Annotated in this window: 11 protein-coding genes and 3 pseudogenes; 4 read left to right on the forward strand and 10 right to left on the reverse strand. The window is 72.6% G+C overall.

Going from position 1 to position 13,583, the window contains the following annotated elements; translation table 11 throughout:
• The 3 genes and pseudogenes from ACWDAS_RS40995 to ACWDAS_RS41005 all read right to left on the reverse strand — a co-directional run.
• Positions 1-522: pseudogene (locus ACWDAS_RS40995) on the reverse strand (hypothetical protein); the annotation flags it as partial.
• Complete coding sequence (locus ACWDAS_RS41000) at positions 519-830, reverse strand: hypothetical protein (protein WP_450401033.1); 312 nt, start codon at positions 828-830, stop codon at positions 519-521. The gene ACWDAS_RS41000 and the pseudogene ACWDAS_RS40995, both read right to left, overlap by 4 nt.
• A 292-nt stretch (positions 831-1,122) precedes the next feature.
• On the reverse strand, positions 1,123-1,851 hold the full coding sequence (locus tag ACWDAS_RS41005; protein WP_450401035.1) for a glycosyltransferase family 2 protein: 729 nt from the start codon (positions 1,849-1,851) through the stop codon (positions 1,123-1,125).
• 843 nt (positions 1,852-2,694) lie between these two features.
• On the opposite strand from ACWDAS_RS41005, the gene ACWDAS_RS41010 reads away from it, so the two are divergent.
• The 3 genes from ACWDAS_RS41010 to ACWDAS_RS41020 all read left to right on the forward strand — a co-directional run bounded on the left by ACWDAS_RS41010 (position 2,695) and on the right by ACWDAS_RS41020 (position 6,311).
• Positions 2,695-3,990 (forward strand): molybdopterin-dependent oxidoreductase, encoded by a 1,296-nt coding sequence (locus ACWDAS_RS41010; protein ID WP_450401037.1) that lies wholly within the window; start codon positions 2,695-2,697, stop codon positions 3,988-3,990.
• On the forward strand, positions 3,987-4,496 hold the full coding sequence (locus tag ACWDAS_RS41015; protein ID WP_450401039.1) for a hypothetical protein: 510 nt from the start codon (positions 3,987-3,989) through the stop codon (positions 4,494-4,496). Before ACWDAS_RS41010 ends, ACWDAS_RS41015 begins: the two co-directional genes overlap by 4 nt.
• A 216-nt stretch (positions 4,497-4,712) precedes the next feature.
• Complete coding sequence (locus tag ACWDAS_RS41020) at positions 4,713-6,311, forward strand: phytoene desaturase family protein (protein WP_450401040.1); 1,599 nt, start codon at positions 4,713-4,715, stop codon at positions 6,309-6,311.
• A gap of 21 nt (positions 6,312-6,332) precedes the next feature.
• Here ACWDAS_RS41020 and ACWDAS_RS41025 read toward each other — a convergent pair whose 3' ends face one another.
• The 6 genes and pseudogenes from ACWDAS_RS41025 to nthB form a co-directional block, all read right to left on the reverse strand.
• Positions 6,333-6,881, reverse strand: a complete 549-nt coding sequence (locus ACWDAS_RS41025; RefSeq protein WP_450401041.1) for a precorrin-3B C(17)-methyltransferase — start codon at positions 6,879-6,881, stop codon at positions 6,333-6,335.
• A gap of 85 nt (positions 6,882-6,966) precedes the next feature.
• Positions 6,967-9,090: a SpoIIE family protein phosphatase gene (locus ACWDAS_RS41030; protein ID WP_450401043.1), complete on the reverse strand. Its 2,124-nt coding sequence runs from the start codon at positions 9,088-9,090 to the stop codon at positions 6,967-6,969.
• Between the two features lie 334 nt (positions 9,091-9,424).
• Positions 9,425-9,979 (reverse strand): annotated as a pseudogene (locus ACWDAS_RS41035) (Na+/H+ antiporter NhaA); the annotation flags it as partial.
• 66 nt (positions 9,980-10,045) lie between these two features.
• Positions 10,046-10,414 carry a nitrile hydratase accessory protein gene (locus ACWDAS_RS41040; protein ID WP_450401044.1) on the reverse strand — a complete coding sequence of 123 codons (369 nt, stop codon included), beginning with the start codon at positions 10,412-10,414 and terminating at the stop codon, positions 10,046-10,048.
• On the reverse strand, positions 10,411-11,007 hold the full coding sequence (gene nthA / locus ACWDAS_RS41045) for a nitrile hydratase subunit alpha (RefSeq protein ID WP_450401046.1): 597 nt from the start codon (positions 11,005-11,007) through the stop codon (positions 10,411-10,413). The genes ACWDAS_RS41040 and nthA overlap by 4 nt, the downstream gene beginning before the upstream one ends.
• Positions 11,007-11,690 (reverse strand): nitrile hydratase subunit beta, encoded by a 684-nt coding sequence (nthB, locus tag ACWDAS_RS41050; RefSeq protein ID WP_450401047.1) that lies wholly within the window; start codon positions 11,688-11,690, stop codon positions 11,007-11,009. Before nthB ends, nthA begins: the two co-directional genes overlap by 1 nt.
• A 644-nt stretch (positions 11,691-12,334) precedes the next feature.
• On the opposite strand from nthB, the gene ACWDAS_RS41055 reads away from it, so the two are divergent.
• Entirely contained in the window at positions 12,335-13,240 is a 906-nt protein-coding gene (locus ACWDAS_RS41055; RefSeq protein ID WP_450401048.1) for an NAD(P)H-binding protein, read from the forward strand.
• A gap of 221 nt (positions 13,241-13,461) precedes the next feature.
• On the opposite strand, the pseudogene ACWDAS_RS41060 reads toward ACWDAS_RS41055, so the two are convergent.
• Positions 13,462-13,583 (reverse strand): annotated as a pseudogene (locus tag ACWDAS_RS41060) (twin-arginine translocase subunit TatC); the annotation flags it as partial.

Consider the following 13,583-nt stretch of genomic DNA (forward strand, 5'->3'; position numbering starts at 1 on the left):
CGGGCGGTTGATGCGGACGCACAGGCCGCTGTCCGTCCGGGTCAGTCCCCAGCCCTGGCAGGACCCCTTGGCGGGGAACAGCCAGTCGTCGCGCAGCTTGGCGAGTTCGGGTGCGGCGGGCGGAAACGCGTACGGGGAGATCCCGGCGGCCTGGACGCGGCCGTCCCAGGCGTAGCGGTACATGTCTGTGCTGGTGCGGGGCGGCGCGGCGAGCCCGGCCAGCGCCACGGCGGCCGCCCCGGCCAGGACCAGTCCGATGGCGGCGCGTACCGGGACCTTGCGAACGGCCCATGCCGAGGCGGCGAATAGCGCCCAGGCCACGGCGTATCCGGCCAGCAGGCGACCGGGGTCGCTCACGCTGTCGCCCGCGCGGACGGTGCCCTCCACGACGGCGGTGAGTGCGCAGAGAAGGACCGCGACGACGATGAGGTGGATACGGGCCGTTGCGCGGTTCACGGATGCCGCAGGCCGGCTGGACGGCGGCTGCGGGGACTGATGCTGCGAGGCGGCCGTGTCGCTCATGGGTGTTCGGGCCTCCTGGCGGCCGTGCGGTACTCGTCGTGGTGATGAGCCTGCGCCCGGCGCGGTGCCAGGAATGGTCGGCCCGCGGCCGTCCACAGGCCGGACGGGGGCCACCGCGTGGTCTCGGTGGTGCGCAGCAGGACGGTGTCGCCGAGGCGGGCCCAGGCAAAGGGACGACCGTGCCGGCCATGGTCGTCCTCGTCGTGCGGCGTGGCCTCCGCCGGGCAGTCGCCCGCCGGGCGCGGCCGGGGTGCGCAGGCGGGTGAGGAGGGCGACCGGGCCTCCACCGATACCGACGTGCCGTCCATCAGCAGGACGGTGCCTCAGCGGCCCTGCCCGGGCAGGGGGTTGAAGACGGACCGGCGCAGGGCAGCGCCGCCGCGCTGCCGGGTTCGGACCATCGCCGCCGGGCTGACGTCCGTACCGAGCGTCCGTACGTCCTGAGCACCGCGTGCAGTGTGTCAGTGAGGGCCGCCTCCGCGAGAGCGGCCGCCTCCCCGGGTGTGCAGGGCGGGGTGAGCCGTGTCTTGGCCCGTCCCGGGACGGGTTGCTTCGCGATGAACAGCGGCGTGGCCGGCCTCGCGGTCGGAAGGCAGGAGCTCATCGGCCGGTTCCCCGGGCGGTCGCCGTCGGCACCTGACCGCCGGCAGGCCCTTCGGACAGGACGGAACGCATGTCCCGTACCGCCTGCCACGTGCCGCGCCAGGTGCCGGTGACCTTGGAGCGGCCCGTGCGCGGCCGGTAGGGAACGTCTGTCTCCTCCACCCGCCAGCCTGCGTCTGCGGCCCGGACCACCATCTGCAGGGGGTAGCCGGAGCGGCGGTCGGTCAGCTTAAGGGCCAGCAGGGGCTCGCGGCGGGCGGCACGCATGGGGCCCAGGTCGTGGAGGCGCAGGCCGGTGCGGCGACGGATCAGGCGGGCCAGTTCCAGGTTGGCCAGCCGCGCGTGCAGGGGCCAGGCGCGGCGCGTGACGGGCCTGCGACGGCCCAGAACGAGGTCGACGGTGCCGTCGAGCACGGGTCCGGCGACGGCGGGCAGCAGCGCGGGGTCGAGAGAGGCGTCACAGTCGCAGATGCAGACGACCCCGGCAGTGGCGGCGGTGAGCCCCGCGTGACATGCGGCGCCGAAACCGCGCCGCGGTTCGTGGACCACATGGGCCCCGAGACGGCGGGCGATGTCCGCCGAGCCGTCGGTCGAGCCGTTGTCGACGACGATCGCGCGCCAGCCCGCCGGGATGCGGCCCAGCACCCACGGCAGGGCCTCGGCCTCGTCAAGGCACGGAAGAACCACGTCCACAGGGGCGGACGGAAGGGGGGATGTCTCGATCACCCACTCACCCTACGGGCACAAAAGCCCTGAAAGGGATTTCGCGATCTTACGAATCGCGAACGGCCACCCCCGCTCCCGCCGTCGGCCGAAGGCCGGTGTGAGGCTCGCTCATGGCGCGCGGCGACGCGGACGCCGGATGGATCGGCGAGGCGGGACCATTGCACGGCACCCGGTGGCAGCCGACTGGACGGCAGGCCGAATACCCATGTCACGCATCCTTGAGGACCTGCAGGCGTCCCTGCGCCGGGTCGTGACCACCGGTGCTCAGGACGTCGCGGGCCCCATGCGCCATCACCTGGAGGAACCGGGGCGGGCGGGAGTGTTCACGGAACGCCACCGGAGCCCGGTCAACGCCCCGCCCTGGACTCCGACGGACGACACTCGCTCGTCGTTCACCGCCTTGAGGAGATCACGGAGCCCGTTCTCGCCGGGAACACCGACAGCGATCACCGGCGCCCGCAGATGGAGCCGGAGCTGTACACGCCCTCCCGCGAGCCGCGGCAGGACAACGCCCGTGATGCCCTCAAAACCCCCGCGGTCGGCAACTCCCTGAGCATGCCGCGTGAGAGTTCCTCCGCCTCCGTTCGGGTGCTCCGGTGGTGGCTATCGCGGTATGTCTCACGATCACCACGGTTCCTTGACACCACGCTCAGTGAATCGGGCTCCGTGCGGACCGGCCGGACCGCTGCGGCCCGATCCTGTACAGACGCGTCTGGTGGCGGAGAGTCAGTTTTGAGTGATAGCGGACAACGCGGGGATCCGGACTCGGCCCCACGGAGGGAAAAGAGCGACAGGCCGCCGCGGCGTGGTCTCAGGGACATCGCCGGTGCTGCGGCTGCCCGCGTGAGGAGGGCTGCCCGGCGGGTCGGGGAGGCCCCCGCGCCGCCGGGGCCATTCCGGCCCGGGTTCTGGCGCAGTCCGATCCGCGGGCCGTGGCTGACGTCGGTGTTCGGTCTTGTGCTGCTGTTCGGCATCCCGGTGCTGTTCGTGACGGGCGCGCTGTCGTACGCGGCGTACAACCCGGACCTGGGCCCGCTCAACGACCAGACCCCCGACAAAGGGCTTCTCGGGTTCTATCTCTTCGACTGGCCCACCCACCCGTACTGGCTCTACCGGCTGACCCAGGGCATCCACGTGACACTCGGAGTGGTCCTGGTGCCGGTGGTCCTGGCCAAACTCTGGTCGGTCATCCCGAAGCTCTTCGAGTGGCCGCCGCTGCGATCGATCGCCCACGCGCTCGAGCGCCTGTCGCTGCTGCTGCTGGTGGGCGGGGTCATCTTCGAGTTGGCGACCGGGATCTTCAACGTGCAGCTCTTCTACGTCTTCCCCGGTTCCTTCTACACCCTGCACTTCTACGGCGCCTGGGTGTTCATCGCCGCGTTCGTCGTCCACGTGATCCTCAGGCTCGGCCGGATGACCCGCGCCCTGAGCAGCCGCAATCCGTTCCAGGAACTGCGCACCGGCGTATCCGGCACCCGTCCCGAGCCTCGTGATCCCGACGGTTTGGTGCCGGTCGCGCCGGCGGCCGCCACCATGAGCCGGCGCGGCGCGGTCGGGATGGTCGGCGCGGGATCGCTGCTCCTGCTCGCGGTCACCGCGGGCCAGAGCATCGGCGGGCTGTGGCGCGGATCGGCTCTGCTCGCGCCGCACAATCGCGATCCGGGCAACGGCCCGAGCGGCTTCCAGATCAACAAGACAGCCGCGTCCGTCGGCGTGACCCCGGCACTGGTCGGACCCTCCTGGCGACTGGAGATCCACGGCAGCGGACCACCCCAGATCTTCACCCGCGAGCAACTGATGGCGATGCCACATCATGCCGCCGCCCTGCCGATCGCCTGTGTAGAAGGCTGGTCGACGGCGGACCAGCACTGGGAGGGGCTGCGACTCGCCGACCTAGCCGCGCTGAGCGGTCTGCGCGACGCTGGGAGCGTCTTGGTCGAATCCGTCCAGCCCTCCGGTCCCTACAGCTCCGTCATGCTCCGCGGGAATCAGATCCACGATCCGCGGGCCCTGCTGGCCCTGCGGGTCAACGGAGCGGACCTGTCCATTGACCACGGCTATCCGGCGCGCGTCATCGTGCCGGCGAATCCCGGGGTGAACAACACCAAGTGGGTCCACCGGCTCACCTTCAGGACGTGACCGTGGCCCGCTTCCCGCGCTGGTACGGCGCAGGTCCCCTGCACTTGGTCGTCCTCGTCTGTTCCTTGGCCGTCACCGGCTACGCCTGTGTGCGGCTCTTCGCCGGCCGGCCGATCGCGGTGGCGATCTGGCTGGTGGGGGCGGCCATCGTGCACGACCTCATCCTCCTGCCGCTGTACTCGCTGGCCGACCTCTCGCCCCGCTCTGTACTCCGGCACCGCACCCGGGTCGTGCCGACACCGGCGTGGATCAACCACCTCCGTGTACCGGCCTTCCTGTCGGGAGTGCTGCTGCTGGTCTGGTTCCCGCTGATCCTCCGTCTGTCCGGCCCCTATCCGGGCGCCACGGGACTCACCGACGCCGTCTATCTCGGCCGGTGGCTGGCCATCACCGCGGTGCTCTTCGGCGGATCGGCTCTGCTCCTCGCCCTCAAACTCCGCCGGATGCGGCACGCGGCCCGGGACGAAGCGGAGCGTCCCCCACCGAGGAAAACATCCAGTCCGTGAGCACGCCCGCGCCCTCCCACCCACCGTCCACTGCTCTGCTCGCCGCCCGGCCGGGTGCACGATTGCTCCGGTGCGCGGAACCTCGACTCGTCGGCTCTGTGCACTGGACGCCTCCCCGTCAGGGGACGACGCTGGGTTCCAGGCACGCGCCACCGGCGTCGCCGCCGGCGGTGCCCATGGGGCGGCATCGCCGAGCGACGGACACAAGGAGCACTGATGGCACGTACGGTCGACGCCGTCGTTGTCGGTTCCGGAGTGAACGGCCTGGTCGCCGCCGCGGAGCTGGCCAAGGACGGCTGGTCGGTGGCGCTCGTCGAAGGAGGCGACCGGCTGGGCGGTTTCATCGCCACCGAGCAACGCACCCTGCCCGGCTACCTCCACGACACCTACTCCTCGTGGCACTCGCTGTTCGTGTCCGGCGGGGCCTACGCCGCCCTCGGCGAGGACCTGCACCGCCACGGTCTGGAGTACCGCAACTCCGACGACCTCGTCTCGGGCACCGTCACCGACGACGGCCGCGTGGTCCTCGTCCACCGCGATGCCGCCGTCACCGCGCAGGCGTTCCGCCACGCCGAGGACGGGGCCGCCTACCTCGCCATGCTGCGGCGGTTCCTCGACAACGCCGACGCCATCGGCGGCCTCCTGGGCGGCGAGCCCCGTTCGCCCCGGACGCTGCGGCACGTCGCGAAACTGGTGCGCCGGGAGCGGTTCACCGGCACCGAGGCATGGCTGCGCGCCACCCTCACCAGCGGCCGCTCGTACTGCCGCAGCGAGTTCCGGGGCGACGAGGCGGACCTGCTGTGGGCGCCGTGGCTGCTGCATGCCGGGCTCTCCCCCGACCACGCATCGGGCGGGCTGCTGCTGCCCGTCATGGCCGCCTCGCTGCACGGCTTCGGTGTGCCGGTGGTGGCGGGCGGCGCCCGGAACTTCGTCCGCGCCTTCGAGGCTCTCCTCGGCGAACTGGGGGTGGACGTCCGCACCGGGCAGCCGGTGGAGCGGCTGCTCCTCTCGGACGGCAGGGTCACAGGGGTGACCGGCGGCGGCGAGACCATCCGGGCCCGCCGTGCCGTCCTCGCCTCGGTGACCCCGACGGCGCTGTACGGGGAGCTGCTTCCGAAGGACGCCCCGGTGCCGCCCGCGGTCCGCGACCAGGCCCGGCGCTACCGGTACGGGCGCGCCGCGATGCAGCTCCACGTCGCCCTCTCCGCCCCGCTCGGCTGGCGCGACGAACGCCTGGCCGGCGTGCCGCTGCTGCACCTGAGCGACGGGTCTGCGAGCACCGGCATCGCGTGCGCGGAGGCCGAGGCGGGCCTGCTGCCCCGCAGGCCCACGGTGGTCGTCGGCCAGCAGTACGTCCTCGACCCGTCGCGCGTGCCCGAGGGCGCCGCCTCCCTCTGGCTCCAACTGCAGGAACTGCCGTACGAGCCGGCCGGCGACGCTGCGGGGAAGCTGGACGTCAGCGGCGGCTGGACGAAGGAGCTCACCGAGGGCTACGTCGGCCGGGTGCTGGACCGCGTGGCCCGTCACGCGCCCGACCTGCCCGGCAAGATGCTCGCCTGGGACGCCGTCACACCGTCCGACCTGGCCTCGTGCAACCCCAACGCGGTGGCCGGCGACCCCTACGGGGGTTCGGCCGAACTCGACCAGAACCTGCTGTGGCGCCCGTTGCCCGGAGCGCCCCGGCACGCCACGCCGGTACCCGGGTTGTGGCAGATCGGCTCCTCCACCCACCCCGGCCCCGGCCTCGGCGGCGGCTCGGGACACCTCGTGGCGCAGCGGCTCATCCGCGGCACGCGTCGGCGCGGCCGCCGCTGACACCGGCGCGGCGCCCTGGGCTCAGTGTCCGCCCAGGCCGGGCAGGCAGCTCCCGTCGGCGGTGCGGCCGACCACTTCGGCGTGGGCCTTGCCCGTACTGTCCACCGAGCCGTTGACGCACACCCGGCCCTCGCCGCCGCCGACCAGCACATCGTGGAGGGGCGCGAAGTAGTCCCCCTGCACCTCGATCCGGTCCCGCGGCAACCCGAGGGCGCCGGCTGCCGCCGCGCGAAGGGCGTCCTGCGAGGTGCCGGCTGCCGCGAGCTTCGTCAAGACCGCGGCCAGCGCCTTCGCCTTCGGGGCGGCCTGCTCCTTCTGCTCGTCGGTGATCGGCATGGCGCTGCGGTACGCGTGGTTCTCCGCCACCCGCTGGTTCCAGTCGAGCGTGATGCACGGGGTGGGCGTCGCCGGTTCCGCCTCGGGAGGCGGGCAGAAGCCCCCCACCCCGGACGGATCCGGTCCGGGGCCACCGGTACGGGGATCGGCCGCCGGGTCGGCGCATCCGGCGGTGGTGACCGCGAGCAGGATCAGGGTCAGGGCGCCGGCGAGTCGGCGGCGGGCATGCGTCATGACGCGATCATGTCACGGGGTGTCGCGGCGGTCCGCGGCGGACCGCGAGCCTCCCCGTCGCTGCGAGCGGCGCACCGGGGCCGGCTCAGTCGCCCCCTTGAGGACGGATCAGCAGCAGGGCGACGTCGTCGCTCCGGGCGGCGGAGTCCTCGGCATGGCGCACAAGGGTGTCCGCGAGGGTCTCCAGGCTCTGCCCGCGGGCGTGAACGAGTCGCTCGGCCAGCTCGGCGGTGGCGTCGTCGATGTCGATGCCCGGGGACTCCACCAGGCCGTCGGTGTACAGAGCGAGCACCGCGCCGGGCGGCAGGGCGATCTCGGTCCGGGTGTAGCAGGCGGCGGGGTCGATGCCGAGCAGGAGCCCCGGCGGCAAACTGAGGACCTCGGCGCGCCCGTCGGGGTGGCGCAGCAGCGGCGGCGGATGGCCTGCCGTGGCCATGCAGGCCCGGTGGCGTGCCAGGTCCAACTGGACGTACAGGCAACTGGTGAACAGACCCGGGTCGAGGTCGGTGAGCAGACGGTTGGTGCGGGCCAGGACTTCGTCGGGCGGGGCGTCGGCGGTGGCGTGGACGGCCGTGCGCACCTGCCCCATCAGGGCGGCGGCGCTGACATTGTGTCCCTGGACGTCGCCGATGGCGGCGGCGGCGAGGCGGGCGTCGAGCCGGATGAGGTCGTAGAAGTCGCCGCCGATGCCCATGCCGCGACCGGCGGGCAGATACCGGGCGGCCACTTCCAGGCCCGGGATGCGGGGGAGCTTCCGGGGGAGCAGACCGGCCTGCAGGCTGCGGGCGAGGCGGTGTTTCGCGTCGTAGAGGCGGGCCCGGTCCAGGGCCTGCGCGATCAGCCCGGAGAAGGAGGTGAGGACGGTGCGTTCCTCCTCGGTGAAGACGCGGGGCCGCTCGTAGGAGAGAACCAGGGCGCCGACGGGACGGCCGGAGGCGATCAGCGGCAGGAAGGCCCAGGAGGCCATGCCGTCCTGGAGCACGGCGGGCGGGTAGGCCCGCTTCAGGTCGGCGAAGGTGGCGAAGAAGCCGGGAACGCCGGTGGTCAGGGCCCGGACGGCCGGGGTGTGCGAGGTCAGGGGAGCCGCGTCGAAGCGGTTCATGAGCTCGGCGGTGTAGCCGCGGTAGCCGATGATCCGCAGCCGCCCGTCCTCGGCGGTCATCAGGGCGAGAGCCTGGGCGCCGAAGGCGGGCAGCAACTGGTCGGAGGCCTGGTCGACCACGTCCTGCACGCAGATCGCCTCGGTGAGCGTGGCGGCCAGGTGCAACAGGTGGTACAGCACGGTTGCCCGGCGCGGCTGGGCGGGGGGCGCGGGACGCAGCACCCGTGACGGGTCCGCGGCGAGGGCGGTGGGGATGATGCGGGCGCTGACACCGGAGGAGTCCGGGTAGAGGTGGAAGGACAGGTCCTGGCCCTCCGGTCGCGTGGCGGTGAAGGACGTGGGCCGGCGGCTGATCATCGCGGCCCGGAAGTGGTCCTCGACGACCGGTTCGTCCAGCCACGGCAGTGCCTTCCACAGGCAGGCTCCGAGCATCTCGCAGACGTCGGTGCCGAGAAGTCCGGCCGCGGCGGTCGTGATGAAGAGGACCCGGCCGTCCAGATCCAGTGCGCAGCAGCCTCCGGGAAGCCTCTCGGCGAAGTCGACCGCCGACTGCGCCTCGGCCGGCCACGCCGTCCGCGGCCGCAGCGGCGGCACCACGCGCGGTTCGTCCGTGACCGGCAGCGGGTGGCCCTGGTCGGCTGCCCGCTGCATGAGCAGGCCCAGGCTGCTGCATGTGCTGTTCATCGCGGCTCGTTCGTGCGGGCTCACGTGCGGTGCGTGCGAGCCGGGCCAGTGCAGCACCAGCCCGCCCCACACGGTGGTGCCCGCGGTGACCGGAGCGGCGGCGAGCACGAAAGGATGCGGGAGCATCAGCGCGAGCCGGGGGTAGCGGCGCGCCATCTCCCTCCGACCGTTCACCGCCACCAGACGCCGCTCCCGCACCGCATCGGCGACCGGCGCCCGGTCGCTCAGCGCCACTCGCGCCCAGGGCAGGGCGACCTTCCGCGAGACCCCGCTGAGGACGGCCAGCCGCAGCACCCGCTCACCCGGCGGCAGCACGTACACGGCGCCCACGTTCGCGCCGGTCTCCCGCACGACCCGGGCCAGTGCGAGGTCGAGCGGCTCCGCACCGAAGTCCGTGGCAGCGGCAGGGCCCGCAGCGTCCATGCCCTCACCCTCCTCCGGCGCCGGCCGGGCCGCGACCCGCCGTCCCGGCCCGAAACGCGCCGTGGGCGCCTCGGCCCGGGTCGGCGGGACCCGGGCGACCGCGCCTACCGGCCACATCAAGAATTACCCATATGCGGGCATTGTGTCCGTAGCGGCCGCTGGTCCGCTCACGCCCGTGGAGCCGGGTCAGGTCAGGCAGCCGCCCCTCGTCCCCTGCCGTCCGGCAGAACGTCGGCCGGGTCCCACCTCCACCCGGCGGCGCTGCGCGGCAGTCGGACGCGTCCGGCGGCGAGAACGGCCGTCCCGCCGCCTGCCCGGGACGGTAGGCCCCCGGTCAACCGGCCTTCCGGTCCCTCTGCTCCGCTCCGGCGGGCAGGGCGTCAGTGTGCTGGTGGATGTCGGGGACGCCGTCGCCGTCCGCGTCGGCGTTCTCCTCGTCGCACAACCGCCGATAGAGCCGGTTGCGGCGGCGCAGGAGGAGCGGGGCAAGGCAGGCGGAGATCAGGGAAGCGGCGAGGACAGCGGCCTTGACGTGCTCACCCGCGGCGGTCACGGGGAAGGCGAGCTCCCCGATGAGCAGCGCGACGGTGAACCCGATGCCGCCCAGCGTGGCGAGGCCGAGGACGTCGGCCCAGGCCAGATCCGGATTGAGCCGGGCCCGGGTGAACCGGGCGGCCGGGTACGTGCCCGCGAAGATGCCGACGACCTTGCCGAGCACCAGGCCGAGGACCACACCGAGCGGCTCGGGGCTGCTGAACACCGCCCCCAGGGCGTCCGCGGAGACGCCGACCCCCGCCGCGAAGAGCGCGAACAGCGGGACCGCGATGCCGGCGGACAGGGGGTGCAGCAGGAACCCGGTGCGCTCGGCGGGCGACGCCATCTCGTCGTCGGGCAGCCGTCCGGCGAACCCGATCGTCCGGCCGCACCGTGGCCGTACCGGACTCCGCGCCCGACGTCAGTGCGGGTGCGGATGCGGGTGGTCGTCATCGTGGCGGTGGTCGTGGCCCGCGGGGCGTCGTGCCAGAGCCCGGGCGCGTGCGGTGACCTCGTCGGCGTCCACGGCGCCCTGGGCGACGAGCACGTCCTCCAGGGCGGCCAGCCAGAGCCGGTAGTAGTCCCAGGGCTCGTCGGCGCCCGGCGCGGTCTCCCAGGCCGCGATCCGGGCGATGAGGGCGGCCTGGAACCGCGGCCACGTGAAGAACCCCGCCTCGTACAGGCTGACGGCCATGCCGAAGGCACGGCTCTCCCATGGTTCGGCGAACACCAACTCGCCGTTGGAGCGCGGCGGTGCGGCCGGACCCTCGACGTCCAGCGGGGCGGTCATGATGCCGTCACCTTGGCCACGCCGACCATCGCGTCCCGGGTCACCAGCGGCACGAGCTCCTCCTCCGACAGGTGCTCCGTTCCTGCCGGGCGTTCGGGCAGCACCAGCCAGCGCACCTCGCTGGTGGAGTCGCGGACGGTGATCCGCACGTCGTCGGCGAGTTCGAGACCCATCTCGGACAGCACCTTGCGCGGCTCCCTGACCATGCGCGAGCGGTAGGCGGGATCCTTGTACCAGCTCGGCGGCAGCCCGAGCACCGGCCACGGATAGCACGAGCACAGTGTGCAGACCACGACGTTGTGCGTGGTCGCGGTGTTCTCCACGACGACGATGTGCTCGCCCTGCGGACCCGAGAAGCCCAGCTCCTTGATGGCCGACGTGCCGTCCTCCAGCAGCCGTCGCCGGTACTGCGGATCGCTCCACGCCCGTGCGACGACCTTGGCGCCGTTGAGCGGGCCGACGTTCGTCTCGTAGGTGGTGATCAGCCCGTCCATCACGTTCGGGTCGATCAGGCCACGCTCGGTGAGCAGTTGCTCGAGCGCCTCGGCGCGCAGGGCCGCGGAGGGGCGTCCGCCCGATCCTTCGGTGGTCATCAGGCCGTCTCCAAGTAGCTTTCGAACAGTTCAGCGGTGACCCCGAAGGGTTCGGCGTCGGCGCCCCACAACTCCCGTGAGTCGAACCGCACCGAGTAGACGTGCTGCGGGTTCTCGCCCTGGAAGTGCGCGTTGGTGTCCGGCAGCACGGAAGCGGGCTGGATGATCTCGACGAATCCCGTGTGCCCCCGCATGTAGCCCGGGAGCCTGGTATGCCCGGGCACCGCCCTGCTCTTGGTGCGTACCCGCTCGCCGACGGCGAAGGCCGGGGCCACGTCCACGGTGCGCAGAGAGCCCTCGGCGGTCGGCGCGTAGTCGGGCAGGGCGGGCTCGGGGACGGGCGGTTCCTCCACGTGTTCGCCGCGCAGGTTGCGGGCGCGGGCGTCGATCGCCCCCGGCGCCAGGACGGCGCTGTCGGTGAGCATCAGCTCCGCGCCGTTGAGCCAGCGCCCGTAGTAGCCCTCGTCCAGGTAGGCGGCGCGGTCCAGGCGCTCATGCGCGTGCCGGAAGGCGTCCGGGTTGATGCCGCCGCACGCGACGCGGCTGGAGAGAATCGCCAGCGCGAACGCGCGGCCCTGCCAGGGCTCCTCGAAGACCGGTTCATCGCGTCTCGGCGGACGCATGGGCCCCCATCCCTGGGTGCCCCCCATGTCGGCGATACCGTCCATGGCACAACCTCTCATACGCCTGCAACAGCTGACATATCTACCCGAATCTTAGGCAGTCGATGGCTGCGGTGCCACGATCGAACGCCTCGCCGTGCCGGAAACGGGGGAGAGTGTGGCGCAAGGGCGAGCCGTTGCCGGCGCCGGCGCCGCCCCGGGTTCGGGTCGGCCATGTGTGCGCATATGCTCGTATCATCATGGGGGGGGGAAGCTCTGGGGGAGGCCGTGTCCCCGCACTGACGAACTTCGACACCGCCGCGGCAACCCGGCCCTGCGCAAGGCGGCCCGGCGTCTCGGCGCACCCCTCGACGCCGTCCTCCGTGCCGGCTTCGAGTCCTGGGTCGGGTGGCCCCCATCGGGTGTCACGGGGGGCGAGTCCGGCCGCGCCCCGGCGTTCCCGGGGTTCCGCGTGTTGCTCTCCCGCCAATAGGAGCATATGCTCGCAAATGGAAGCGGGGCGCCCATGCCCCGGTCGCCGGGGCGGCAGCGACGCACCCGTACGGCGCCCTTGCCGAAGGCCCGGCCGGGGCACTTTCCGCGGTGCCGGACCCGCCATCCGGCCGTCCGTCCCGACACCCTTCACACACCACACGCGCGTGTGGTCCCACCCGCTCGGCCACTGGGCGATCGAGCGATTCACCCATTCAGAAGGAGACCGACCGATGGTTGCGAGCAACCTTGTTCTCATCGCGGGCGCCGGCGGCGTGGGCCGCACGGTCCTGGAGCGCTTGCGCGCGCAGGACGTGCCGGTGCGGGCGATGGTCCGCCGCGACGACGATCGCGCGGCCGAGTTGCGCGCGCTCGGCGCGGAGGTCGTCCTCGGCGATCTGACCCGGCCCGAGACGGTGGCGGCGGCGCTGGAGGGCGTGGGGCGGATGTACTTCGCGATGCCCGTGTCGCCGGACCACCTGCTGGCGGCGACCGTGGTGGCCACGGTGGCGCGGGAGTACGGAGGCCTGGACGGTCTGGTCGGCCTGTCGCAGATGACGGTGTCCCAGATGACCGCCACCAGCACCGCCGAGTCGCACCAGCAGCGACTGCACTGGCTGGCGGAGCAGGTGCTGAACTGGTCGGGCCTGCCGGTGGTGCACATCCGGCCGACGTCGTTCCTGGACAATCCGCTGTTCACCACGTTGGCGGCGCGGTCGATCCAGGAGAACGGCACGATCGCGCTGCCGTTCGGTACCGGACGCACCTCGCCGGTGGCTGTGGACGACGTCGCCCGGGTAGTCGCCACCGTGCTCAGCGACCCGGCTCCGCACGTCGGGCGGGTCTACGAGCTGACCGGGCCGCGCTCGGTCGACATGACGGAGCTGGCCGAGGAGTTCTCCCGGGCGCTGGGGCGTCCGGTGTCCTATGTGGACGTGCCGCTGGACCGGTGGCAGGCCCAGGGGCTGTCCAGGATGGGCCTGCCGCCGCACATCGAAGCGCACATCGTCACCATGGCCGAGCTGCACCAGGAGAACCGTTACGACCGCACGTCCGGCGACGTCGAGCGCGTGACGGGCATCCCCGCCCAGTCGATCGAGGCGTTCGTGGCCGCCCGCAAGGACTTCTACCTGGGCTGAGCCGCCCCGGCGGAGGCCTGGCCCCCGCCACCAGCCGCAGGGCACAGCAAAGAGACGAACTCGATCAGAGTTCGTCTCTTTGCTGTGCGTCGGTCCGGAGTCTCAGTGGCAAGCACAGCCAGGTGCCATGCCTGTCACCCGGTCGCGTGCTCCGTGATCGCTGACGCACTCGGCCGCGGGGAAGGCGATTGCCCGGAGACGAGTCATCGTGATGCCTTGGAGCGGCGGTCGTTGCACCAGGCGATGGCGCAGGCTGCCAGGTAGAGGAGGCTGATCGGTGTGGCGAGCAGGAGCATGCTGAGGGGGTCGGTGCTGGGGGTGGCGATGGCGGCGAAGAGGGCGA

Source organism: Streptomyces sp. NPDC001070 (assembly GCF_053598835.1).

Coding starts and splice junctions, on each gene's coding strand:
- ACWDAS_RS41030 (WP_450401043.1), bottom strand. CDS start 9,090: ATGGACGCTGCGGGCCCTGCCGCTGCCACGGACTTCGGTGCGGAGCCG.
- nthA (WP_450401046.1), bottom strand. CDS start 11,007: ATGACCACCGAAGGATCGGGCGGACGCCCCTCCGCGGCCCTGCGCGCC.
- nthB (WP_450401047.1), bottom strand. CDS start 11,690: ATGAGAGGTTGTGCCATGGACGGTATCGCCGACATGGGGGGCACCCAG.
- ACWDAS_RS41000 (WP_450401033.1), bottom strand. CDS start 830: ATGGACGGCACGTCGGTATCGGTGGAGGCCCGGTCGCCCTCCTCACCC.
- ACWDAS_RS41055 (WP_450401048.1), top strand. CDS start 12,335: ATGGTTGCGAGCAACCTTGTTCTCATCGCGGGCGCCGGCGGCGTGGGC.
- ACWDAS_RS41020 (WP_450401040.1), top strand. CDS start 4,713: ATGGCACGTACGGTCGACGCCGTCGTTGTCGGTTCCGGAGTGAACGGC.
- ACWDAS_RS41025 (WP_450401041.1), bottom strand. CDS start 6,881: ATGACGCATGCCCGCCGCCGACTCGCCGGCGCCCTGACCCTGATCCTG.
- ACWDAS_RS41040 (WP_450401044.1), bottom strand. CDS start 10,414: ATGACCGCCCCGCTGGACGTCGAGGGTCCGGCCGCACCGCCGCGCTCC.